General features: G+C 74.1%; 23 protein-coding genes. 2 read left to right on the forward strand and 21 right to left on the reverse strand.

From position 1 onward, the window contains the following. Window positions 1-2: 2 nt before the first annotated feature. From Asera_RS05110 to Asera_RS05130, 5 genes are read right to left on the reverse strand one after another with little or no spacing between them, the layout of a single operon-like run. Window positions 3-1193, reverse strand: coding sequence for an ATP-binding protein (locus Asera_RS05110; protein WP_030445171.1), 1191 nt, complete (start codon window positions 1191-1193; stop codon window positions 3-5). Window positions 1194-1237: 44 nt separating this feature from the next. Beyond that, window positions 1238-1855 carry a TetR/AcrR family transcriptional regulator gene (locus Asera_RS05115; RefSeq protein WP_051801953.1) on the reverse strand — a complete coding sequence of 206 codons (618 nt, stop codon included), beginning with the start codon at window positions 1853-1855 and terminating at the stop codon, window positions 1238-1240. After that, entirely contained in the window at window positions 1848-2648 is an 801-nt protein-coding gene (locus Asera_RS05120) for an alpha/beta fold hydrolase (RefSeq protein ID WP_035295870.1), read from the reverse strand. The genes Asera_RS05115 and Asera_RS05120 overlap by 8 nt, the downstream gene beginning before the upstream one ends. Before the next feature lie 32 nt (window positions 2649-2680). Further along, window positions 2681-3169 (reverse strand): cytidine/deoxycytidylate deaminase family protein, encoded by a 489-nt coding sequence (locus tag Asera_RS05125; protein ID WP_030445174.1) that lies wholly within the window; start codon window positions 3167-3169, stop codon window positions 2681-2683. Beyond that, entirely contained in the window at window positions 3162-3848 is a 687-nt protein-coding gene (locus Asera_RS05130; protein WP_030445175.1) for a RibD family protein, read from the reverse strand. The genes Asera_RS05125 and Asera_RS05130 overlap by 8 nt, the downstream gene beginning before the upstream one ends. Window positions 3849-3964: 116 nt before the next feature. On the opposite strand from Asera_RS05130, the gene Asera_RS05135 reads away from it, so the two are divergent. Beyond that, a complete protein-coding gene (locus Asera_RS05135; RefSeq protein ID WP_211255513.1) occupies window positions 3965-4303 on the forward strand; it encodes a hypothetical protein in 339 nt (112 codons plus the stop codon). Window positions 4304-4445: 142 nt separating this feature from the next. On the opposite strand, the gene def is transcribed toward Asera_RS05135, so the two are convergent. The 7 genes from def to Asera_RS05170 all read right to left on the reverse strand — a co-directional run bounded on the left by def (window position 4446) and on the right by Asera_RS05170 (window position 12930). Beyond that, a complete protein-coding gene (def, locus tag Asera_RS05140; RefSeq protein ID WP_030445177.1) occupies window positions 4446-4985 on the reverse strand; it encodes a peptide deformylase in 540 nt (179 codons plus the stop codon). Next, window positions 4982-5551, reverse strand: coding sequence for a winged helix-turn-helix domain-containing protein (locus tag Asera_RS05145; RefSeq protein ID WP_030445178.1), 570 nt, complete (start codon window positions 5549-5551; stop codon window positions 4982-4984). The genes def and Asera_RS05145 overlap by 4 nt, the downstream gene beginning before the upstream one ends. A gap of 48 nt (window positions 5552-5599) precedes the next feature. Continuing rightward, entirely contained in the window at window positions 5600-6034 is a 435-nt protein-coding gene (locus tag Asera_RS05150; protein ID WP_051801955.1) for a DUF6314 family protein, read from the reverse strand. Between the two features lie 113 nt (window positions 6035-6147). Continuing rightward, entirely contained in the window at window positions 6148-7419 is a 1272-nt protein-coding gene (locus tag Asera_RS05155) for an MFS transporter (protein WP_084131049.1), read from the reverse strand. A 53-nt stretch (window positions 7420-7472) separates the two neighbouring features. Then, a complete protein-coding gene (locus Asera_RS05160) occupies window positions 7473-8261 on the reverse strand; it encodes an LppU/SCO3897 family protein (RefSeq protein ID WP_157034697.1) in 789 nt (262 codons plus the stop codon). A gap of 157 nt (window positions 8262-8418) precedes the next feature. After that, window positions 8419-9351, reverse strand: coding sequence for an LppU/SCO3897 family protein (locus Asera_RS33520; RefSeq protein ID WP_051801956.1), 933 nt, complete (start codon window positions 9349-9351; stop codon window positions 8419-8421). A 237-nt stretch (window positions 9352-9588) separates the two neighbouring features. Continuing rightward, window positions 9589-12930, reverse strand: a complete 3342-nt coding sequence (locus tag Asera_RS05170) for a UvrD-helicase domain-containing protein (protein ID WP_030445183.1) — start codon at window positions 12928-12930, stop codon at window positions 9589-9591. 150 nt (window positions 12931-13080) lie between these two features. Between Asera_RS05170 and Asera_RS05175 the strand changes: the two genes are divergently transcribed. Then, window positions 13081-13815: a GNAT family N-acetyltransferase gene (locus tag Asera_RS05175; RefSeq protein WP_030445184.1), complete on the forward strand. Its 735-nt coding sequence runs from the start codon at window positions 13081-13083 to the stop codon at window positions 13813-13815. Between the two features lie 15 nt (window positions 13816-13830). Here Asera_RS05175 and Asera_RS05180 read toward each other — a convergent pair whose 3' ends face one another. From Asera_RS05180 to Asera_RS05220, 9 genes are all read right to left on the reverse strand, one after another. Then, complete coding sequence (locus tag Asera_RS05180; protein WP_030445185.1) at window positions 13831-14697, reverse strand: hypothetical protein; 867 nt, start codon at window positions 14695-14697, stop codon at window positions 13831-13833. A gap of 86 nt (window positions 14698-14783) precedes the next feature. Further along, window positions 14784-15377 (reverse strand): hypothetical protein, encoded by a 594-nt coding sequence (locus tag Asera_RS05185; RefSeq protein ID WP_030445186.1) that lies wholly within the window; start codon window positions 15375-15377, stop codon window positions 14784-14786. A gap of 152 nt (window positions 15378-15529) precedes the next feature. Continuing rightward, entirely contained in the window at window positions 15530-16069 is a 540-nt protein-coding gene (locus Asera_RS05190; protein ID WP_030445187.1) for a hypothetical protein, read from the reverse strand. A gap of 112 nt (window positions 16070-16181) precedes the next feature. Next, window positions 16182-17495 (reverse strand): HAMP domain-containing sensor histidine kinase, encoded by a 1314-nt coding sequence (locus Asera_RS05195; protein WP_157034730.1) that lies wholly within the window; start codon window positions 17493-17495, stop codon window positions 16182-16184. 263 nt (window positions 17496-17758) lie between these two features. Next, window positions 17759-18451 carry a response regulator transcription factor gene (locus Asera_RS05200; RefSeq protein ID WP_030445189.1) on the reverse strand — a complete coding sequence of 231 codons (693 nt, stop codon included), beginning with the start codon at window positions 18449-18451 and terminating at the stop codon, window positions 17759-17761. Between the two features lie 227 nt (window positions 18452-18678). Further along, the gene (locus Asera_RS05205) at window positions 18679-19773 is read right to left on the reverse strand and encodes a 3-deoxy-7-phosphoheptulonate synthase (RefSeq protein ID WP_030445190.1); all 1095 of its coding nucleotides are present in this window, start codon (window positions 19771-19773) and stop codon (window positions 18679-18681) included. A 206-nt stretch (window positions 19774-19979) separates the two neighbouring features. After that, a complete protein-coding gene (locus tag Asera_RS05210; RefSeq protein ID WP_051801958.1) occupies window positions 19980-20456 on the reverse strand; it encodes a hypothetical protein in 477 nt (158 codons plus the stop codon). A gap of 129 nt (window positions 20457-20585) precedes the next feature. Next, a complete protein-coding gene (locus Asera_RS05215) occupies window positions 20586-21641 on the reverse strand; it encodes a hypothetical protein (protein WP_051801959.1) in 1056 nt (351 codons plus the stop codon). 189 nt (window positions 21642-21830) lie between these two features. Next, on the reverse strand, window positions 21831-22505 hold the full coding sequence (locus Asera_RS05220) for a maleylpyruvate isomerase N-terminal domain-containing protein (RefSeq protein WP_051801960.1): 675 nt from the start codon (window positions 22503-22505) through the stop codon (window positions 21831-21833). Between the last annotated feature and the right edge of the window lie 147 nt (window positions 22506-22652).

Raw genomic sequence — 22652 nt, forward strand, 5'->3', positions numbered from 1 at the left:
GTTCAGCTGGGCTGGGTGCGCAGGTAGCGGGCGAAGTGCGGCACGGTGAAGGCGACCGTGCCGCGCTCGCCGGAGTAGATCAGCCCCTTCTTGATCAGCGAGTCGCGTGCCGGGGACAGGCTGGACGGCTTGCGCCCCAACGACTTCGCGATCTCGGCGGTGGCCACCGGCGCGTCGGCGTCGGCGAGCTCGGCCATGCTGCGCATGTACTCCCGCTCGGCCGGGGTGGCCCGGTCGTAGCGGGAGCCGAAGAAGCCGACGGCGAGTTCGCTCTCCGCCGCGGGCCCCGCGACCCGGACGTCGGCCGCGGTGATCGGCGAGATCGGCGCGTGGTCCCAGGTCGCCTTCCCGTACGCCTGGACGAAGTACGGGTAGCCGCCGGACAACTGGTACAGCTCGGCCAGCGCGGCGGGCTCGAAGTCGACGTCCTCCCGGTCGGCCGGCGCGGTGAGCGCGCGGTCGGCGGCCTCGCGCTCCAGCCGGTCGATCCGGGTGTACCGGAACAGCCGCTCCGAGTACGACTTCGACGCGGACAGCACCGCCGGCAGGTGCGGCAGGCCGGCGCCGACCACGATCAGCGGCCCGCCCAGCTGGGACAGTTCGTGGCAGGCGGCGCACAGCGCGGATGCGTCGGCCGGCCCCACGTCCTGCATCTCGTCGATGAACAGCGCGATCCCGGTACCGACGTCGGTGGCGATCGCGGCCGCGTCGGTGAACAGCTCGACCAGGTCGATCTCGATGTCGCCGGAGTCGGCCCGCCCGGTCGCCGCCGGTACGTCGATGCCGGGCTGCCAGCGGTCCCGCAGCTTCGCGCCGGCCGGGTTCGACCGCAGCGCGAACGCCTTGAGTACGCCGACGAACTCGTCGATGCGATCCGGGGCGCGGTGCCGCGACGCGAGTTCGCGGACCGCCATGTGCAGCGCGGCGGACAGCGGCCGGCGCAGCTGCTGGTCGGGGCGGGCCTCGATCTTGCCGGTGCCCCAGAGCCGGCCGATCGCCTGGCTGCGCAGCGCGTTGAGCAGGACCGTCTTGCCGACGCCGCGCAGGCCGGTCAGCACCAGGCTGCGCTCCGGCCGCCCGCGGGCGACCCGCTCCAGCACCACGTCGAAGGCGGTGACCTCGGTGTCGCGGCCGGCGAGTTCGGGCGGTCGCTGGCCGGCGCCGGGCGCGTACGGGTTCCGGATCGGATCCACGTCTCGCACCGTATCGCATCATCTAGCCCTGACACTAGATTCCGCTAGATGGGCCTATCGGACCCGGTCGGCGGGGTGTCGGTGCCCGTCCGTGCCCACCTCCTGGACACGTCGCGCAGGCCGGCGGTGAGGGTGTCGATCAGGACCTGGTAGCTGTCGTCGAGCTTCTCCGGCAGGCCGAACCCGCCGCCGATCTCCAGCAGGACGAACCCGTGCGCGGCGGCCCGCAGCCCGCGGGTGACGTGGATCGCGTCGGCGCCGTCCAACCCGTACCCGCGCAGCACGGCGAGGAAGACCGCCACCGCGCGGTCGCCGGCCCGGGCCAGTTCCGGCTCGTCCGCCGGCTGCTGCGGCAGGGCGGCGTAGCGGTGCGGGTGCTCCTGCCCGTACCGCCGGTACGCGTGCAGCACGGCGGCCAGTGCGGCGTCGGTACTGCGGCCCATCGCCGCCTGCTCGCAGTTCGTGGCGAGCTCGTCCAGTACCCGGACGGCGACCAGGTCGCGGAGCGCGCCGAGCCCCTTGACGTGCTTGTACAGCGAGGGGGTGGCGACGCCGGCGTGCACGGCGACGGCGGCCAGGGTCAGCCCGTCGACGCCGGCCTCGTCGAGGACCGCCAGCGCGGCGTCGACGACCGCGGTCGGGTTGAGGCCGGCCCTAGGCATCGAACGCCTCCTTCAGCAGCTGCAGCGTGGCCGGCGCGACGACGTCCGGCGCCTCGGTGGCCGGGTAGTGCTTCACCCCGTCCACGATCTGCACGGTGGCGTGCGGGAGCAGTTCCTGGGCCCGCTTCGCCTGCGCGGCCAGGTCCGGGAAGTCGGGGTCCTTCGACCCGTACAGGACCAGGGTCGGCACCGTCACCCGGGGCAGCGACGCGTTCGCCTCGGTCTTGTCCGCGTCGCCCATCGCCCGCACCGCGGCCATGCCGGTCCGGCCGAAGCTGCGCTCGACCAGCTCGCGGTTGGCGGCGAAGTCGGCGGGGACCGTCGTGAACAGCGACTTCCAGTACATCAGCCAGAGCGCCCGGCGGCTCATCACCTGGCCGCTGACCAGCCGCATCACCGGGTTCATCGTCGGGTTGTCGGTGAACATGCTGAGCAGCACCAGCCCGGCGACCTGCGCCGGCGCCTGCACGGCCGCCCAGGCCGCCGCGCTGGGCGAGAACGACGTCGCGACCAGCACGGCCGGCCCACCGAGGTGCTCGATCAGCGCCAGCACGTCGGCGCCGACCGCCTCGGGCCGGTAGCTGTCCCAGCCGGTACTCGACTCGCCCTGGCCGCGCAGGTCGACGCTGGCCACCCGGTAGCCGGCGTCGGCCAGCCGCGGGGCCAGGAACCGGTAGCTCTGCCGCAGGTCGCCCATCCCCGGCAGGGCGATCACCAGCGGGCCGTCGACCGGCCCGACCACCTCGTACGCCAGCTGTCCGCCCGGCACGTCAAGAAACTCTGTGTTCGCCATAGCCAATAAGCTAATGCTATTAGCTTCACTTGTCAACCGTGGGTCAGCAGGTGCACGTTGATGTCGGCCACCTCGGCCGCGAGCTCCGGCAGCTGGAGCACCGTCACGCCGGCGTCGGCCAGCACCCGGGCACCGTCGCCGGCGACGAAGATCGCCGGCTCCCGCCAGGCGAACACCACCCGCGCCACCGCGGCGGTACTGATCAGCTCGGCGCAGGTGTGCGGCCGGGACGCCCGCTGCGAACACGGCTCCAGCGAGCTGAAGACGGTGCTCCCCGGTGGCACCCGGCCGACCCGCTGGCCACCGGACAGCTGCACCGCGGCCGCCGGGTCGGCGTCGGCGAGCTTCGCCAGCGCCGACTCCTCGGCGTGCACCTTCTCGTCGCCCTCCCGCGAGTACCCGCGGGCCAGCTCCGCGCCGTCCGGCCCGACCACGATCGCGCCCACCGAGAACGCGGTCGCCGACGGCGGGCAGCGCCGCGACTCCTCGATCGCCGCGGCCAGCCAGTCCCGATCAGTCACCGTCGTCTCCCAGCAGGTAGCGCAGCAGCACCACGTCGTCGAGCTGGCGCACCTCCGCGAGCCGCATCCGGTGTTCGGCGTCCCACCGGTACCGGCCGGGGCCGGCGAACCGTGGCGCCGACTCGGCGCCGACGAACAGCGGCGCCACCACCAGCTGCAACTCGTCCGCCAGCCCGGCGGTCAGGAACGCCGTGTGCACCTCGCCACCGCCCTCCACCAGCAGCCGGCCGATGCCGCGGTCGGCCAGGTCGGCGAGCAGGGCAGGGAGTTCGACCGAGGCGCCGGTGTCGATCACGGTGGTGGAGCCGTGCAGCCGGTCGGCGAGCGCGGCGGCCGCCCCGCTCGGCGCGTACACCAGCTTCGAGGCGGGGCCGAACGTGAAGAACCGCGACTCCGGCGGCAGGTCGCCGGAGCCGGTCAGGGTCACCTTGACCGGCTGCGCGGGGCGCCCCTCGGCGGTGCGGTGCTCGGCCCGTACCGCGCCGACGACCAGGCGCGGGTCGTCGGCCCGGACGGTACCCGCGCCGACCAGGATCGCGTCGCATTCCGCCCGTACCGCGTCGACCCGGTCCAGATCGGCCGGACCGGACAGGATGAGCCGGTCGTCGCTGGTGTCGTCCAGGAAGCCGTCGACCGACATCGCCGCGCTGAGAATCACGTACGGCCGTGAATCAGGCATCCCGCCGCCCCCCGACGGCCGCCGCCGGCCCGCCGCGCCGGACCCCCGACAAACTCGGGGTCGATTCAGGGTGCCAGCACCATGGCGAAGCCGCCTCGAGCACGCACACTGGAGTCATGGGTACCATCATCGACCTCATCGCCACGGTCGTTGCCGTTGTCGGACTGCTCGTCGCGCTCGGCCACGACGGTTACCTGCTGTTGCTCGGTTCTGCCGCGAAGAAGCGGGCCGGCGGTGAACCGGTGAGCCGGTTCGTCCGGGGACGCGTGCCGATCGCCGTGCTCGCCACCCTCGGCGCGCTGATCGCCCTCGCCTTCACCGGCGGCGGCGCGTTCGCCGACATCGTCGGCCTGCTGATCGGCGCCGGCAGCGGGTACGCCGCTGCCAAGTCGCTGCAGAAGACCAGGAAGAAGTTCCTCGACGGCCCGGGATACCCCGAACTGCCGGGTCGGTGACCCGACCCGACACCGAGCCGCCCGGCCGTCGAGGCCGAGCGGCTCGATGCCTGTCGGGCCGCGCCCGCCAGGCACGCCGTACGGTCGGGCCGGCGACGGGCGCGCAGCCGTTGCGATGCGCCAGCCAGCTGCGGCGCTGCGGTCAGCCGAGGCGCCAGGGGGCGCCGGCCGGTTCCCGACGGCTGGCCGGCAGGAACCAGGACGACTCGCGGACCGCGCGCATCGCCTTGCGGCGCTCGGTCGCGTCCAACCGGTCCAGATAGAGCAGGCCGTCCAGGTGGTCCGTCTCGTGCTGCAGGCACTGGGCGAGCACGCCGGTACCGCTGACCACCACCGGCTCGTTGCGCAGGTCGACGCCGCGGCACACCGCCCGCACCGCGCGCACCGTCGGGAACCACAGATCCGGTACCGACAGGCAGCCCTCGTCGATCTCCTGCCGCTCCTCGGACAGCTCCACGATCTCCGGGTTCAGCACGTACCCGAACTGGTCGTCCACGTTGTAGCTGAACGCGCGCAGGCTCACCCCGATCTGGTTCGCGGCGAGGCCGGCCCGGCCGGGCAGCTCCACCGTCTCCAGCAGGTCGGTGACGAGCTCCGCGGTACGCGGGCCGAAGTCGGTGACCGGGTCGCAGATCGTCTTCAGCACCGGATCGCCGAAGTGGCGCAACTCCTGAACGCTCATGAATGCTGGTCCTTCGTCTCGGGCGGCAGTGGGGTCTCGGGTAGCAGCGGGAACAGCCGCAGGACGGAGCCGACCGGCCCGGCGCCGGCGGGGCGGGCGGCCGGGTCGTGTTCCCGCCCGGTGTACCGGTGCAGCACCGTACGGATCTCCCCGGCCAGGGCCTGCAACTCGGCCGGGGTCAGGTAGAGGACCGCGCTGTCGGCGGCGTCGACCCGCCACTCCGGCGGCGCGTCGGCGCGCTGCGCGAGCCAGCGCCGGTACCCCTCGTCTTCCAGCTCCCGGGACAGCTCGCCGAGCCCGGTCACCGCGCTCGGCTCGGGGGCCGGCTCCGCGCCGCGCAGCCGCCACGGCCGCACCCGGCCGCGGGCGGGCGCCGCTTCGAGGTAGCCGTACCGGGCGAGTTGACGCAGGTGGAACGAGCAGAGACCGCTGCTGTGACCGAGCCGGCGGGCCGCCTCGGTCGAGGTCACGGTGCCGAGCTCGCGCACCAGGTCGAGCAGCTGGGCCCGGATCGGATGGCGGAGTGCCGCGCCGTCGACGCGCCGGGCCTGCTCCTCCTCCGCCATGCTTTGCAAAGCTACCAGCTTTGCAAAGAACCCTCGATGCGGGGCCGATCAGGCCCGGTCGAACGTCGTCAGCAGGTGCAGGTCCTTCGCCGGTCCGGTGACCGTCCAGTCCTGGACGAACGTGTCGGCCGAGGTCACCCGGAACTCACCGGCGTAGCCGTCCGCCCGGCACGGGTGCGTCACCGACCAACCGCCGCCCCGCAGATCGAGGTCGTGGAAGAACCGGCCGTCGTCGAACTCGACCCGAACCAGCTCGCCGTCACTGCGGTACCGCAGCCGCCGCCACGCCGGCCCCCGGTGCGGGCCGAACGTCAGCTCGCCGCGTTCGGCGTAGTCGAGCCCGCCGGGCACCGGCACGAACTCGCCGACCCCGGTGAACGTGCCGGTCTGACCGGCGCGAGCGTCGGTGAGCCGGCGATCCAGCCGCCACCGGCCGGTCAGGTAGCCGAGCGTGTCCGGCACCGGGTAACGCACGTCGTTCACCGTTCCAGCGTCGCACCCGGCCCGGCCGCCAGCGGCCCCGGCACCGGGTATCGGGCCCGGCCGGCGGGCCCGATACCCGGTCATGCGGCCCGGCCGGCGTGCCTGGCACCGGGTCATGCGGCCCGGTCGTCGTCCAGCACGGCGGACGACGCCGCCGGCAGGTTCCGTACCGACCGGCTCAGCAACCCGGCCGCCACCGTCACGGCGACCACCACCGCACCGAGCCCGGTCACCGCCCGGGCCGGGAACGCGGCAGCGAGCCAGCCGGCCGCCACCTGGCCCACCGGCAGCGCGACGAACGAGCCCAGCGCGTCGTACGAGGAGACCCGAGACAGCGCGGTCAGCGGCACGTGGGTGACGAGCGAGGTCTCCCAGGCGACCTCGAACAGCCCGATACCGAACCCGCCGGCCAGCGCCAACACCAGCAGCAACGGCCAGCCGTGCGGCCAGACTCCCAGCGCCGCCATCGCCGGTACCAGCCCGAACACCCCGACCATGCCGACCAGCAGCGGCCGGCGCGGCCGGTACCGCAGCATCACCAGCATCGCCACCAGCAGCCCGGCCGACTGTGCGGAGACCGCGAGCCCCCACACCCGCCGGCCGAACGACTCGTCCGCGATCACCGGGCCGAGCGTCGTCCAGGCGCCCGCCTCGATCGCGTTGATGACGCCGAACGCCAGCACCACCACCCACAGCCAGGTCCGGGAGGCGAACTCGCGCCAGCCGTCCCGCAGGTCGCGCAGTACCGAGGTGACCTCGGCCCGGTCCGCCGCCGGCAACCGGAGCCCGATCAGCAGCAGCGCACTGACCGCGAACGAGGCGGCGTCGACGGCGAGACCCCAGCCGGAGCCGAACGCGGCCACCGCGACACCGCCGAGCGCCGCACCGGCGACGCTGCCGCCGTTCTGCGCGAACCCGCCGAGCGCGCTCGCCTGCTGCAACTGCTCCCGCGGTACCAGCTGGGGCAGCACCCCGGTCATCGCCGGCATGATGAACGCGACGGCCGTACCGTTGACCGCCTCGATCACCGCGAGCTGCCAGATCTGCGCCGCGCCGGTGAGCACCAGTACGGCGGCGACCGCCTGAGTGGCGAACGAGACAAGGTTGGCCGCGACCATCACCAGATGGCGCGGCAGCCGGTCCGCGAACACGCCGCCCAGCAGCAGGAACACCACCAGCGGGAGGCTGCGGGCGGCGAGCACCAGGCCGAGGTCGGCGGACGAGCCGGTCAGGTCGAGTACCGCGAAGGCGACCGCGATGGTGGCGAACCCGCTGCCGAGCACCGACACCAGCCGGGCGCCCAGGTAACGCCGGAACCCGGTGCTGCGCAGCGGCCCGAGGCCGTGGAGCGACCCGGGACCGCGGGTCGACCCGGGCTCCCCCATGGAGCGCAAGGCTAAGCCGCCCGCCGGGGGAGCACCATCCGATTACGGGGCGGTCACTTCTGGGTGGCGAGGCACAGCACGAACGACTTCTTGCTGTCCGAGTAGGACGTGAACTTGTACGTGTAGTTCGTCTGCGGCTTCGGGCACTTGGCGTCGTTGGTGGTGCCGTTGATCCGGTCGATGACCTTCAACGCGCCCTTGGCCGAGCACTTCGCCGGGGTGACGCTGTTGCCGGTCTTGGGCGGCACCACGCAGTCGCCCTTCTGCACGCCGGCCGCCTTCACCTCGCCGCTCGGGCTGGTGGACGGGCTCGCCGAGCCCTTGCCCTTGTCGCCCTTCGCGTCGGTGGTGGAGTGCGACTTGCCCGGGCCGAGGAAGAAGTACCAGCCGGCTCCGCCGCCGCCCAGCAGCACCACCACGATCAGCACGATGACCAGGACCAGCGGGCCCTTGCCCTTCTTGGGCGGCTGCGGCGGCGCCGACATCGGCACGCCACCACCGTCCCACGGCGGCGGGCCACCGGCCGGGTTCGGCTCGAAGCCGCCGAAGCCGCCCTCCGGCGGCGGAGCTCCGAAGCCGGGGCCTGCCGGAGCGCCGCCGAAACCGGGGTCCGGCGGCGGGGCGCCGAACCCGCCCTGCGGTGGGGTCGGCGGCGGGCCGCCGAACGGGTTCGCCTCGTCCGGCATCGGCCCGGGCGGACCGGCCGGCGGGGGACCGCCGAAACCGCCACCGGGCTGCCCACCGAACGGGGACTGCTCCGGCGGGCCGGGGGGTGGCCCGGGCCAGGACCCGTCCGGCTGCCCGTACGGTCGGTCACCACCTGGCGGCCCGTAGTGCGACATCGATCCTCCTCGACAACATCCGCCTCCGCGCGAACTGGACAGCAACGGTAACCGGCGCTGTCAGGTCTCCCGGTGCCGGTACGCACACCACACCGCCCGTCGGGAACGATGCTCGACGGACGGTGATGGTGCTGCTATTCAGCGTGTGGTCGCAGGTTCAGTCCTGCTTCTGCAGGCAGAGCACGAAGTCCAGGCTGGACAGGTCGCTGCCGAACTTCTGGTAGTAGCTGCTGTCCGAGCCGGCCACGTCGTTGCACTTGTCGGTGTCGTGGGTGCCGCGGAACCTCTTCAGGACCTTGTACGTGCCCTTGGCGCAGTCGACGATCTTCAGGTTCGGCTTCGAGTCGGTGCCCTCGTTCTTGACGCACTGGCCCTCCTGGACCGAGTACGCGTCGCCGCCCGGCAGCGTCGCCGACGGCGTCGGTGACTCGGACGGGCTGGGGCTCTCCGAACTCGGCGACGGGCTCGCACTGCTGCGCTCCGCGGTCGGGGTCGGTTTCGGGTCGGGGCTGCCACCGCGCCCGGCGATCGCCCAGGCGCCGACGCCGACCACCGCGAGGAGCACCACCGCGACCACGACGATGATCGCGATCATCGGTCCCTTGCTCTTCTTCGGCGGCTGGTTGAACCCGCCGGGGCCCCAGCCGCCGCCCCCGCCGTACGGCGGGGGTCCGCCACCGGGCGGCATGCCCGGACCGCCGGGGCCGGGCGGCATCGGCGACGTCTGCCCGTACGGATCCTGACCGTACGGGCCTGGTTGCCCGTATCCGGGCCCGCTGGGCTGGCCGTAGCCGGCGCCGCTGGACGGATCCTGCCCGTACCCGGGTGGCCCGCCCGGCTGCCCGCCGTAGCCGGGGCCGCCGGACTGCCCGCCATAGCCCGGGCCGGACGGCTGCCCGCCATAGCTCGGGCCGGACGGCTGCCCGCCGTAGCCGGGGCCGGACGGCTGCCCGTACGGCGGCTGCCCGGGCGGGTTCGCAGCCGGATCGGGCGGCCCGTACGGCGAGGAACCGCCGGGCTGGTCGCCACCCTGCTGCCACGGGTCCTGCGGCGCTCCCGGGTAGCCGCCGGGCGGTCCGTAGTTCGACATCGTTCCTCCTCGCCACGGTCGCCGGCCCGAGGCGCCCCGCCGCACCCCGCGTCGGTCGCCACACCAGCGCGAGGCATGCGACCGTTGTCCACGTCACGGTAACCGGCCCGCACCGCCCGGCCGGAGGCTGTTGGCGATCTCATGGTCGGCGCGGCTCGGCCCGTCCGCCCGGCCGGCCGGGGCCCGCCGCCGCGAAGCTGGTCGGAGAGCCCGGCCCGAGCGGAGCCCCCAACCGGCTCAGATGAGCCGGAGTTGACGCGCCTGCGGCTTTGCCGGCTCGGGGTCGTCGCCGAGCCGGTCGTACAGCCGGTGGTCGATCGCGGCGAGGAACGGTGAGGCGGCCACCGGACGCGGTTCGGTGTCGCCGCGACGCTGCCGCCGGGCCGCGTGCGAGAGGTACAGCCGGTCCTTCGCCCGGGTGATCCCGACGAACAGCAGCCGGCGCTCCTCGGCGAGCTGCTCGTCGGTCGGCGGCCGGCCGGGCAGCCGGTGCGGCAGCAGCCCGTCCTCGCAGCCGACCAGGAACACCACCGGGAACTCCAGCCCCTTGCTGGCGTGCAGGGTCAGCAGCGTGACCCGGTCGGCGCGCGGGTCCCAGGTGTCGACCTCGGCGCCGGTCGCCAGCTCGGCCAGGAACGTCTCCAGGTCGGCGCCGCAGCGGGCGGCGAGCGGCATCAGCAGCTCGACCGCCGTGTGGATGTCGGCGTCGGTCAGCTGCGGGTCGGGCAGGTCACCGCGACCGACCAGTACCTGCGCGGTGAGCCGGACCCGGGCCGCGATCGCGCCGTCGATGCCCGTCGCGTACCGCAGCTCGTCGACGATGGCGGCCACCCCGGGGCGATCCAGCAGCCGGTCGTGCGAGCGCTTCTGTACCGGCACCCCGGAGCGGGACAGTGCGTCGATGATCGGCCCGGCCTGCGCGTCGGTGCGGTACAGCACGGCGATGTCGGCGAACGACACCCCGCCCAGCGGGCCGTGCTCGCGCGAGTCGACCCGCCCGGAGTCCAGCGCGTGGAACGACGAGCCACCGACCAGTGCGTCGATGGTACGGGCGACGAAGTCGGCCTCGTCCGCCGGCGACGACGCCGAGTACCGGGTGATCCGGGCGCCGTTGATCGCGCCGCGCCGGGCCGGCGCCAGGCTGCGCCCGGCGACGAGGGTGTCCGGCGCGATCGCCTGCACGGCGGCGGCCAGGATCGGCGCGGTGGACCGGTAGTTGCGGGTCAGCCGGACCACCGTCGCGGTCGGGAAGTCCGCCGCGAACCGCAGGAAGTAGCCGACCTCGGCGCCCCGGAACGAGTAGATCGACTGGTCCGGGTCGCCGATCGCACACAGGTTGCCGTCCGGCGGGCAGAGCAGCCGCAGCAGCCCGTACTGGGTGTCGTCGACGTCCTGGTACTCGTCGACGAACACGTGCGTGTACCGCTGCCGGTAGGCGGCCACCAGCGCCGGCTCCTTGCCTAGCAGCTGCACCGGCAGCCGCACCAGTTCGTCCAGGTCGACCAGATCGCGGGCGCGCAGCGCCGCGGTGTAGTCCTTGACCAGGTCGGTCAGATCGTCGGCGGGCTCGGGGCGCGCGGTGTCGGCGGTCGCCGGATCGGGCCGGCCGGCCGCCGCCTCACCGGGGGCATCGGCGCGCAGCCGCCCGGCGGTACGGCGGAACTCCTGGAGCTGGCGCAGCAGCCGCCGAGCCTGGGCGGTCTCGTCGTCCGGCAACCCCGCCGCCTCACCGACCGCGTCGAGCTGCTCGTCCGCGTCCGCGATCCGGAACCCGGCGGTCAGCCCGAACCGGTCCGCGTGCTCGCGCACGATCGACAGCCCGAGCGCGTGGAACGTACTGACCGTCGCGCCGGCGCCGGTGGCCGCGTCGCGCTGCTCCGGCTGCGCCGCCGCCAGCAGGAACCGCAGCCGCTCGCCCATCTCGTCCGCCGCGCGCCGGGTGAACGTGATGGCCAGGCACCGCTCGGCGGGCACCCCGCACTCGGCGATCAGGTGGCCGAGCCGCTGGATCAGCGTCCGGGTCTTGCCCGTGCCGGGGCCGGCGATGATCAGCACCGGACCATCGGTGACCTGCGCGGCCGCCTTCTGATCGGGGTCGAGCAGGTCGAGCAGCCCGGTGCCGAGCCGCTCCATCCCGGTGATCACCGGCTCCACGTGGTCGAGCCCGGCGAGCGCCTCGGGCGGCGCCGTCCCGTCCGCGGCGAGCAGCTCGTCCTGCGCCGGCACGGCGCGCTGCCGCGGCACCGACCGCGCCCTGGTACTCCCGGCGGGACGTTTGCGCGGCGCCGCGTTCGGGTCCGGCGCCAGGTCGAACAGCGCGCCCGCGGACCGGTCGGCCAGCTCGCCCGGCTCGAACAGCTTCACCGTGCCGTACTCCCCGTCGTACCCGCCCTCCCGGCACACCTCGCCGCGGCGCAGCCGGGCCACGGCCTCGCCCAGCTCGGCGCCGCCGGCCCGGGTCACCTCGTCGATCGGTACCTCGGTGAGGATGGACAGCTCCGAGCCCAGCTCGGCCACCAGCGCCACGACCTTGCCGTCCACGGTCTTGCTCTTCGGCCCGACACCGTGGATCTCGCCGAGGATCTCGGGCAGCGGTACCAGGTTGCGGAACGGCGCCGCCCGCTCCGGCCGGTGCCCGTCGGGCCGGTCGGCGAGCGCCTCCACCCGGTGCAGCACGCCGACGGTGAGCGGCTTGTCGCAGGTCGGGCAGCGGCCGTCGAGCTTGCGGGTCTGCTCCGGCTCCAGCCGTACCGCGCACTTGCGGTGCCCGTCGAGGTGGTACTTGCCCTCCTCGGGGAAGAACTCGACCGTGCCGGCGAGCCCGTCCCGGGTGCGCAGCGCGTCGCGTATCGCGAAGAAGTCGTACGGGGTGGCGAACATCGTCGCCTCGCGGCCCAACGCCGGCGGCGAGTGCGCGTCCGAGTTCGACACCAGCGCGTACCGGTCCAGCGCGGACACCCGCCAGTTCATCGGCGGATCCGACGACAGCCCGGTCTCGATCGCGAAGATGTGGTCGGCCAGATCGGCGTAGCAGTCGGCGATCGCGTCGAAGCCGGACTTCGAACCGAGCGCGGCGAACCACGGCGTCCACACGTGCGCCGGCACCAGGTAGCCGTCCGGCGACGCCTCCAGCGTGATCTCCAGCAGGTCCCGGGAGTCCAGGCCGAGGATCGGACGGCCGTCCGAGCCGAGGTTGCCGATCCGGCCCAGCGCCGCGTTGAACCGGCCCACCGCGGCCAGGTCCGGCAGGTACACCAGGTGGTGCACCTTGCGGGTGGCGCCGTCGCGCTTGTAGATCGTGGAGATCTCCACGCTCAGCATGAACCGGGTGGTGCCCCGGCAGGACGGCGCGAGCTTCTGGTCGACCGCCCGCTCCAGCTCCGGCCGCAGCCGGTACAGCCCGGGCTCGGCCTCGACGAGCTGCTCGGTCAGCGCCGCGTACCACGCCGGGTGAGTGAAGTCACCGGTGCCGACGACGGCGACGCCCTTGCGCCGGGCCCACCACGCCAGGTGTTCCAGATCGCAGTCCCGGCTGCACGCCCGCGAGTACTTCGAATGCACGTGCAGGTCTGCGACCAGCGCCCTCGCGCTGGTCGCAGACGCGGCGGTCCGGCGCTGGGGCTCGCCCTGGGACGGTGCCGGGGAGGCCGCTGTGGTGGGCAGGGTGATCCGGGGGATCGGGTCGCCCGAGGCGGGGGCACTGTCGTGCGGCACGCCCGGCATCCTGCCATGAAACTCTGCGTCACCTACCGGGGCTCGCCGGTACGGCACCGCCGGGCGGGCCGGACGCTCGTTTCCCTCGGTACCGGGCCGGGCGCCGTCGTCACGCCGGGCGGGTGGCTGCCGGCGGTGTGGGGCCGGTACGAGAGCATGGGTGAGGTGGATGTGCTGGTGGACGGGGACCTGGCGGTACGGCCGATGGGCGAGGGCGACTTCGCCACGATGGCCGGCTGGCTGTCGGACCCGCGCGTACTGAGCTGGTTCGGCGGCCGGGACCGCCCGATGTCGCTGCTCGACATCACCGCGAAGTACACGCCGCGGCTCGCCGGCACCGTGCCGATCCACTGCCTGATCGCCGAGTACCACGGGATGCCGGTGGGCTACCTGCAGTTCTACCGCTGGCGTGACTTCGCCTCGGACGCCGCGGTACTACGACTGTCCACTCTGGACAATCCGTACGGGGTGGATCTGTTCGTCGGCCGACCCGAGCTGTGGGGCGCCGGACTCGGCACCCGGATGCTGCGGCTCACCCTCGACCACCTGTTCGGCACCCTCGGCGCCCGGCGCGTCGCGCTGTCCGCGATGTCACACAACTACCGGGCCCAACGGGCCTACCAGAAGGCCGGCTTCCGGCGCGTCCGCCTGGTCCCCGACGCCGAGGTGCACGAGGGCATCGCCCGGGACGAGTGGCTCATGGTCGCCGACCGCAACTCCTACGCCGCGCCGGACCGGCCGCAGACGTGACCCGGTGACGACCGGTCAGTCGCAGTCGAGGAGGTTGCGGGCGGCGGGTGGGGCGGTGCTCAGCGCGTGACACGGGTACGAGCCGACCGCCACCGCGCGCCAGCCGCCGGTGCCGTGCTGCAGCACCACCCGGATGGTGCCCACCTTCGGCGCCGACAGGTCCGCCACCAGGTACTCGTCGGCGCACCGGCGGGCCGCCACCGTGGTACCGGTGGGCAGCCCGTCCGTCGCCTTCAGCGCGGCGAGGGTGAGGATCGTCCGGTCGCTCGGCGCGTACGCGGGGCACGCCGTCACCGCGGGGGCCGGCGCACCGCCGATCGGCCCGGTGCCGGTGGGCAGCGGAACCGTGGGGTCCGACGGCAGGCCGGTGCCCGGCTGGCTGGGTGTCGGCGATGCGCTCGGGCAGCCGGTCTCGCCGGGCACGCCGGGGTTGGGGGTACCGATGCCACCGCCGGTCGGCGCCCCGGGCGTCGTCGTGGTACCGCCCGGCGGGCGGTAGGTGCCGGTCGGGTACGGCGGGGCGGTGGCGGTCGGCGGCACCGGTCCGTCGGTCTCCCCGCCGCCGGCGCCCGGCTGCGCCCCGGCCGTCGGCAGGACGCCCCCGGGCGTGCCGCCGTCCGCCCCAGGTGTCGAGGCGCCAGGTGTCGAGGCGCCAGGTGTCGAGGCGCCGGGAACCGAGCCGTCGGGGGTCGAGCCGTCGGGGGTGACGCCGAGGCCGGGCATGCCGGTCGGTGCGGCGCCGCAGCTGCTGCCCGCCGGCGCCGGCGACTTGCTGATGACCGGCGACTCGGGCAGGTAGGTACGCACGCAGCCGGTGGCGGCGAACAGCACGGCGGCCAGCGGCACCGCGCACAGTGCCGCCCGCCGGACGCCGCCTCCCATGCCCTGTGTGTACCGCAATCCACGCCGAGCCGAAAAGACCGCCCCGATCTCATTCCGATAAGAGCCGTTCTCACCCACCCAGTAGGTCAGGTACAGGTGTTCCAGCGGTGCGCGTCGAGGCCGGCACAGATCTGGGGGCGGGCGCTGTTGTAGCCGCCCCGGGCGGTGCCGCTGGCGGACACGGTACGGCCGGCGTCGGTCAGGGTGATCGTGCAGCTGACGTGGCCGCTGCCGGCCAGCTGCGCGGTGATCGAGTAGTACCGCGCCGAGGCCGTGAGCCGCTCGTGCGCGGTGAAGGGCAGGCTGGTCGCCTGCGATCCGCCGGTGGACGGGCCGTAGGAGATGTCGATCCCGGTGGGCGCCGAGCCGGTGCACCGGTAGGTCACGCCGTCGGGCGCCGTCCCGGTCGCCGACGGCGATGCCGCGCTCGGCTCGGCGGGCCCGGCGCGGGTCGTCCCGGCGGTCGGCGTCCGGGACGCGGTGGAACGGTCGGAGGGCGACGCGCCGACGGACCCGGGCGCGGCCTCGGATCCGCGCCGCTGCACCAGCGCGACCGTGATCGTGCTCGCCGCCCCGATCAGGGCCGCCGCGATCGCGCCGATCAGCGCGATCTTGGCACCGGTGATCGTCGGATCCGGTTTGGCCGGGTATCGCGCCTTCGCACCAGTCGAGCGGCTCATCGACCAATTGTCCTGCCGCGTGGGCGGTACCGACGGCTCCGGAGCCGGATAAGAAAAGCCCGGCCGGGCTGTGGGCGTCCACCAACGCGCGGCGGGCGCCCACGGCTCGATGCGGTCGTACGGAGGCGCCCGCGGTGGCCGCGGCCGGCGGGTCAGCGGTCGACGACCACGACCAGGCGCGCGGTGTCGGTCTTGCCCTGCTCCCGGCCGGCGACGCCGACCTGCTCGTTCGCCTTCACCGCGGACGCCTCGGCGCGCTCCCGGTGGGCGCGGACCCGGGTCGCGTCGGTCAGCCGCCACGTCTCGGTGAAGCCGTCCGAGGACTTCACGGTCAGTTCGGTCGAGGTCACCGACACGACGGTGCCCCGCTGTACCGCTACTGTCTGTGGGCCCTTCTTGGTCTGCACCGTCACGCTGCCGTGCAGGGTGTGCTTGCGCAGGTACCGGCGCAGCCGCGGGTGCCGTTGCCGGGGGTGTTGCCCGTCCGGCGAGGCCGACGCGCTGGCACCCGTCGTGGACACGTCCGAGGTGTCCGTCGTCGAGATGCCGAGGGCGGACATCGCCTGCTGGTCGACCGAGTCCGGGTCGGTGCCGGTCGCCGCCGCGCCGCAGCCGGTGAGGACGACCAACCCGGCCACGCCCGCCGTCGCGGCGAGTGCCCAGCGCCGACCCGTACGATTCCTGTCCCGCACCGTTCCTCCTTCGCCCGGTGCCGACCGGAAGGGCTGTCGGCACCGTGTAGCCGAACACGACAGCGACAGCCTGCCGCCCGCCGACCCGGCTGGCGTCAGGCGAATGTTCGGATCAGGTAAGGATCGGCAGCGTCACGGTGAAGGCGGCGCCACCCTCGGCGGCGTGGCCGGCGGCGATCCGGCCGCCGAGCCGGGCCACCAGCCGGGCCGCGAGCGCCAGCCCCAGCCCGGTGCCTACGCGACGGACCCCGCGGTACTTCCGGTAGAGCCGGCCTCGCTCGAAGGCGGTCGCCAGGTCGTCGTCGGACAACCCCGGCCCGCCGTCCCGCACCTCCAGCACCGCCGACCGGCCGTCGGTGCGTAGCGCGAGCACCACCGGTCCGCCAGCCGGTACCACCCGGAGCGCGTTCTCCATCAGGCCGTCCAGCACCTGCCGCAGCCGGCCCGGATCGGTGCGCACGCCGACCGGACCCGGCGGTACCTCCGTGCGCAGCTCCAGGCCGCTGGTCCGGCACCGCGGGACCCAGGCGGCGGCCGCGGCGGTGACCAGGTCGACCAGGTCGACGTCGACCAGTTCGATCGGGAAGTCCTGCGCGGCCAGCCGGGCCAGCGCGAGCAGGTCGGTCACCAGCCGGTCCAGCCGGGCCGACTCGGCGAGCACGGTGGCGCCGGCGGAGCGCACGGCCGCCTCGTCCGGCAGCACGCCGTCGGCGAGCGCCTCGCCGTAGCCGCGGATCGCGGTCAGCGGGGTACGCAGCTCGTGCGACACCGACAGCAGGAACTCGCGCTGCCGCCCCTCGCTCGCCGCCAGCGCGCCGGCCAGCTGGTTCAGCGCCGACGACAGCTCCGCCACCTCGGCCGGATCCTCCACCGGCAGCCGTACGCTCCGGTCCCCGGCGGACATCCGCCGCGCCGCACCGGCCGCCCGCCGGATCGGGCCGGACAGCCGCCGGGCCAGCAGCACCCCGGCGAGCAGACCCGCGATCAGCCCGGCGACCAGCGCCAACGCCAACGGCAGGACGGCCGCGCCCGGGAGCAGCCGCGGTACCGGCTGGGCCAGTACGACGCCCTCGCCGGCGCCGGTGGGCCGGCCGGCGAGCAGCAGGCGCCGCCCGCCGCGCCGCGCCGAGGTGTCCACCGCCTCGCCGCGGCCGAGCCGGCGCGCCACCCGGGACGGCACCCAGTCGCGATCCGCCGTGCCGTGCGTGACCACGGCGAGTTCCACCCCGGCCGCCCGCAACCGGCGCACCAGCACCGCGGTACGCACCGGGCGCTCGGTTCGCTTCGCCACCAGCGCGGCGACCACGTCGGCCTGCTGGCCGAGCCCACGCCGCTCGGCCCGGGCGCCGGCCGCGCGCGCCAGCGGTACCGCGACGGCCGCCGTCACCAGCACCGAGATCACCGCGACCGCGCAGGTCACCAGCATCGACCGCCCGACGATCCCGCGCCGTCCCACCGCCCGATCCTCCGGCCCGGGCCCACCGGCCGATCCGGCCACCGAAGGCGGTCCGGACGCCGGCGGCGGCGGCCCCGGCGGCGAGGGCGGTCGCAACGCACCCGGCGGAACGGGCGGACCCGGAGGACCCGGCGGAGAGGGCGGCCCCGGCGCCCCCGGCGGACCCGGAGGATCCGGCGGCGACGGCGGAAGCGGCGGGCGCGGCGGGTCCGGCGGAGAGGGTGGCGGCTGGGTCATGACGGGCTCTCCGCGGCGTAGCCGACGCCCCGGACCGTACGGATCGGGCTGGCCGCGCCGAGCTTGCCGCGCACCTGGGCCACGTGCACGTCGACGGTACGGGTGCCGGCCTGCGCGGCGTAGCCCCACACCGCGGCGAGCAGCTCGTCCCGGGTGAAGACCCGCCCGGGGCGCGCCATCAGGTGCGCCAGCAGATCGAACTCGGTGGCCGTGAACGGCACCGGCGCGTCGTCCAGGCTGACCCGGCGCCGCTCGGTGTCGACGCTGACCCGACCCAGCCGGTACACCCGGTGGGTCGCCGGGCCGGCGGTGCGGCGCAGCACCGCGTGCAGCCGGGCGACCAGCTCGCGCGGGCTGAACGGCTTGGTCAGGTAGTCGTCCGCGCCCAGCTCCAGCCCGACCACCCGGTCCACCTCGTCGTCCGCGGCGGTCAGGAACAGCACCGGGGTCCAGTCGTCCGCGGCCCGCAGCCGCCGGCACACCTCCGTACCGTCGATGCCGGGCAGCCGGATGTCGAGCACCACGGCGACCGGTCGCTCCCGTCGTACCGCGGCCAGGCCGGCCTCGCCGTCGCCGTGACAGCTCACCCCGAACCCGTCCCGGACCAGGTACATCCGGACCAGGTCGCTGATCGCCGGCTCGTCCTCGACGACCACGACCAGCCCGCGACGCTGCGTCTCGGTCAGCACGTCCTCCCCGGCAGTACGGCCCGCGCCGGCTCGGCCGCCGGCGCACACACCCCGGTCATCATCCGCCGAACCGCGGCCGAAGGATCCTCGCCGAACCGGATGACGATCCGGTCACGAGTGCGTACGAGCCAGGTCAGCTCGCGCGTACGGTGCCGCGGTCCGGCGCCGGGACGGTGCTGCGACCAGGCGCCGGGACGGTGCTGCGGTCAGGCGGGACGGTGCCGCGGTCAGGCGCCGGCGACGGTGGCGGGGCCGGCGACCCGGTTCCGGCGGGCCCGGACCGCGTCGGCCAGCCGGTGCAGCACCGGTACGGTCGACTCCCAGCCCAGGCACGCGTCGGTGACGCTCTGCCCGTAGGTGAGCTCGCCGGAGCCGCCCTCGATGCCGAGCGACTGCTTCCCGTCCACCAGGAAGCTCTCCAGCATCACGCCGACGATGCCGCGCTGGCCGGCCGCCAGCTGGCCGGCGATGTCCGCGGCGACCAGCGGTTGGCGGGTGTGGTCCTTGCCGCTGTTGCCGTGCGAGCAGTCGACGATCACCCGCTCCGGCAGCCGCGCCTCGCGCAGCTGAGCCAGCGCCGCGCCGACCGGCTCGGCGGCGTAGTTCGGGCCGGACCGGCCGCCGCGCAGGATGACGTGGCAGTCCGGGTTGCCGGCCGTCTGCATGATCGCCGCCACGCCGTGTTCGGTCACGCCCGGGAACACGTGCGGTACCGCCGCGGCCCGCACCGCGTCGATCGCCACCCCGACGCCCCCGTCGGTACCGTTCTTGATCCCGATCGGCATCGACAGGCCGGACGCGAGCTGCCGGTGCACCTGGCTCTCCGCGGTCCGGGCGCCGATCGCGCCCCAGCTCACCGTGTCCGCGAGGTACTGCGGCAGGATCGGGTCGAGGTACTCGCAGCCCACCGGCAGGCCGAGCGCGCCGATGTCCAGCAGCAGCCGCCGGCCGATCCGCAGCCCCTCGTTCGCCTCGAAGGAGCCGTCCAGCCGCGGGTCGTTGAGCAGGCCCTTCCAGCCGACCACGGTGCGCGGCTTCTCGAAGTACACCCGCATCACGATCGCCAGGTCGTCGCGCAGCTCGCCGGCCGCGCCGGCCAGCCGCCGGGCGTACTCCAGCGCGGCCGCCGGGTCGTGCACCGAGCACGGGCCGACGATCACCAGCAGCCGGTCGTCGGCACCGGACAGCACGTCGGTCACGGCGCGCCGGCCGGCCCGTACGGTGGCGGCGACGGGTTCGGTGATCGGCAGCTCCTCGGCGAGCAACGCCGGTTGCACCAGCGGGCGGACCGAGGCGATGCGGCGATCGCGGAGCGGTTCCATGTACTGACCTTTCCGCAGGCCGCACGCGGTCCCATCCGGCCGGCCTGCTGCGGGAAACAGGAAAGGCAGGGGAGAATCCCCTGCCTTTGCCGGCTCTGGATGGTTGTCGAGGCGTCAGTGCACGGTGGCCCGCCCGACCCCACCCAGGGCCGGCGATGTAAACCACCGATACAGACGCGTCACGACGGCGACTCTACCAGCAGCCCTCAGCGCTGCCGGGGGATGTTCCGGCCCGGCGCGTGCCGGCGCGCGGCCAGCTCGTCGGTGCCGGCGGCGAAGGTACGGCCGAACACGCTCACCAGGTGCCCGAGCTGCTGCCGGTGCGGTGCCCGGACCCACAGGTGGTGCCGGTCACCGTCGACGGCGAACCGCAGGTCGAGCAGCCCGATCCGGTCCCGCGGCGTCCAGTCGATCTCTGCCAGTTCGGTCAGATCCGCGCTGATCAGCGGCCGAACCCGGTCGAACAGCCGGCTCTGCCGGGTGACCACCAGCCGCCGCCGGGTCAGCAGCAGGACCAGCCCGGCGTTGATGAAACGGTTCGGGTCGACGCACTGCGCGACCGCGAGCGTCGTGTCGTGCCGCCCGACGTCACGCCGGAACACCGGTACGTGCCGGCTGACGGTCAACGTGTCCAGGCCGGCATCGGCCGCGGCGGGCAGCAGGGAGAGCGAGAACGTGTCCATGAAGATCCTCCGGCCGTTACAACGCGGCGGCCGAGGGTCCCGTCACGCGGGTCGACCGATCCGGTGACGGACACGCCGCGGGCCCCGCACGTCGTGTACGGGGCCCGCGGTCGTGCTGCGCTCGCGCGCTCAGGTCAGCTTGTCGAGCGTGCCCTTCGCGCTCTCGATGGCCTGGTCCCGCACCTTGTCCAGGTCGGAGTCGGACCACTTGCTGTCGTCCGAGTGGAACACCATCGGGCTCATCTGCAGCATGAAGTTGCCCTTCAGCACCTGCACGTACAGGATGGCGCCGCCGTCCGAGCCGTCGCTCGACTCGCTGACGTACGAGCAGGCCTGGTCGCCGATGTCGGCGTCCTTCATCGAGCCGCTCTTGACGTTGCTGGCGTCGTCGCCGCAGTAGTACTTGAACAGGTTGCTCGCGTCGCTCGCGGTGTCGAAGTACAGCCCGGCGACCGACACCGAGGCGTACGTGGAGCCGCTGTAGCTGCCGAACGTCTGGGTGGCGCGCACCTGCGTCATGGTGTCGTCGCTGGACTTGCTGTTCGACACCGAGCCGGACGACTTCCCGTACGCGTCCTCGAACGGCGACCAGTCGACCTTGTCGTCGATCTTGTCCGGCGGCTCGCCGGTCGAGCCGCTGTCGTCGCCGCTGTCGCTGTCGCTCGGGGCCGGCGACGCCGACGCCGACGCCGAGGTGCTGTCCTTGGCGACCGGCGGGTTGTCGTCCTTGCCGGACTTCGTCACCAGCAGCACGGTGACGACCACGATCGCCACCAGCACCAGCACGCCGCCGCCGATGATCCCGCCGATCAGCGGGCCCTTGTTGCCGCCGGAGCCACCGGTGGGCGGCGGCGGGTAGCCCTGGGCGCCGTAGCCGGGCGCGCTGGGCTGCCCGTACGCCGGACCGCTCGCCGGGTTGGCCTGGTAGCTCGCGTACGGATCCGGGCCGTAGCCGCCGGACACCGGCGCGCCCGAGTTCGGCACCCCCGAGTAGGGAGCGCCGTCCGGCTGCTGCCAGCCGGGGTCGGGCTGGCCGTACCCGGTCTGGTCGTACGACTGGGGTTGCTGACCGTACCCGGGCTGCTGCTGACCGTATCCGGGCTGCTGCTGACCATAGTCGGGCTGCTGACCGTAGCCCGGCTGGTTCCCGTAGCCGGAGTACGGATCGTAGGGGGGCTGCGTCACGGCGATACCTGAGCTTTCGGACGGGTGGTACGCGATGGGGGTCTGGCGCGCCGCGGCCAGAGGGCCAATGGCCCCGACGGCGGCACCGCCGGAGGCCCCGTGCGGACTCACCCTAGACAATCCGCGCCACTACCACATCATCGGCAGGCCGAGCCGGGACCAAGGACCCGGGATCAAATCGGGCGTCGATCACGCGAAGAGCGGAAACTGCGCCGCTGCGGGCCCCAGCACGTCACGCTCCGTCGCGCTCAGCGGAGTTCGGCCGGTGCCCTTCAACACATAGTCACGATCCACCCAGCCGGGGCGCCGCACGCCGGCACCGAGCAGCCCGTCCAGCGTGCGCCGGGTCAACGCCAGCGGCAGCGGGTCGGGCTTCGGCGCGTCGGCCAGCTCCACCGTCATGTCCAGCCCGTGCACGCAGGCCTCCACCGCCAGCGTGGCGAGCAGGTCGGGCAGCATCAGCACGTGCTGCTGGGTACTGAGCCGCAGGTCGGCATCGGCGGCCCGGGCGGCGTGCACCGCGGCCGTCGCCGTCTCCTGCCAGAGCTGCACCAGGGTGCGCGGGCGAAACGCGGACGCGGCGATCCGGACCGCCCGGGCGTGCTCGTTCGCACCGATCCGCGGGGACGCCGGGAACGACCGCCAGTACGAGATGTAGTCGGTGTCGGCGACCCGCTCGTCCGGGGTGGCCAGCGCGATCAGCGCCCGCTGCGCGTCGAGCAGCACGTGGTAGAGCACGTCGAGCACCGACCAGCCGGTACACCGGGTGGGCCGGATCAGGTCGGCGTCGGGCCGGCCCTGGACGACCGCGGTGAGCTGCCGGTAGGCGACGGCCAGCGCGGCGAGCGCCTGTTCTCGGGTCACCGCGGTGGGCTCCGCCGCCGGTACCGGGTCGGAAGGACCGGGCGGTCGGTGGTCGGCGGGCGCGTCGGCAGGACGCTGCGTGTCGTTTCCATCGTGCGGGGCCCCGGCCGCTCTCCTACCGTGCATGCGAACCAGCCCCGTTAGAGT

It is taken from the genome of Actinocatenispora sera, assembly GCF_018324685.1.
Classification (GTDB): Bacteria; Actinomycetota; Actinomycetes; order Mycobacteriales; family Micromonosporaceae; genus Actinocatenispora; species Actinocatenispora sera.